General features: G+C 64.3%; 1 pseudogene. It reads left to right on the top strand.

Annotated elements, in window-relative coordinates:
• Nucleotides 1-78: 78 nt before the first annotated feature.
• A pseudogene (locus ACLRGI_RS23315) lies at nucleotides 79-906 on the top strand (IS481 family transposase); the annotation flags it as partial.

The raw sequence follows: 906 nt of genomic DNA, 5'->3' as shown, positions 1-906 counted from the left end.
GGCGTGGTTAGGTGACAAAAAGAAGACCTCCAAGTGGAGTGGGGCTTGTCTACAGTCCGCTTCACAAGGAGGTCTTCAATGTCCCATGCTAACGCGATCTTGACTCCGAAGGGCCGGCTCCGGCTCGCTCAGTGCATCGTCGATGGAAAGTTGCCGCTGCGGCGGGCCGCTGAACGTTTCCAGGTATCGGTCACGACAGCGGCGCGGTGGGCAGCCCGCTACCGTGAGCACGGCGAGGCAGGCATGCAGGATCGTTCCAGCCGGCCGGTCACTTCCCCTTAGCGGATGCCGGCGAGGCGGGAACGGCGGATCATCGCCATCCGGGTCAACCGCCGCTGGGGACCAGCCAGAATCGGCTTTCTGTTGGGCATCCACCCGTCCACGGTGCACCGGGTACTGTCCCGGTTCGGGCTGGCCAGGTTGTCGTGGCTGGACCGTGCCACCGGAAGGGTGATCCGCCGTTACGAGCACACCCATCCCGGGGACCTGGTCCACGTCGACATCAAGAAACTCGGGCGGATCCCTGACGGCGGCGGACACCGCAGCCTGGGCAGGGCCGCCGGTAAGCGGAACAAGACCGGCAACACCGCAAACCGGCGACCGGGCTACGCCTTCTTGCACAACGCCGTCGATGACCACTCCCGCCTGGCCTACACCGAGATCCTGACCGATGAGAAGAAGGAAACCGCTGCCGGTTTCTGGGAACGCGCCAACGCCTACTTCGAATCCTGCGGAATCACCGTCAAACGGGTCCTGACCGACAACGGCTCCTGCTACCGCTCCTACGCGTTCAAGGACGCGCTCGGCACGGTGATCAAGCACAAACGCACCCGGCCCTACCGTCCCCAAACCAACGGCAAGGTCGAGCGCTACAACCGCACCATGCTCGACGAATGGGCCTACGCC

Origin of the sequence: Paenarthrobacter sp. PPS72, assembly GCF_048537125.1 — a bacterium.
GTDB classification, from domain to species: domain Bacteria; phylum Actinomycetota; class Actinomycetes; order Actinomycetales; family Micrococcaceae; genus Arthrobacter; species Arthrobacter nitroguajacolicus_E.
The sequence above is the reverse complement of the archived record's forward strand: the minus strand, read 5'-3'. Positions and strand labels throughout refer to the sequence as shown.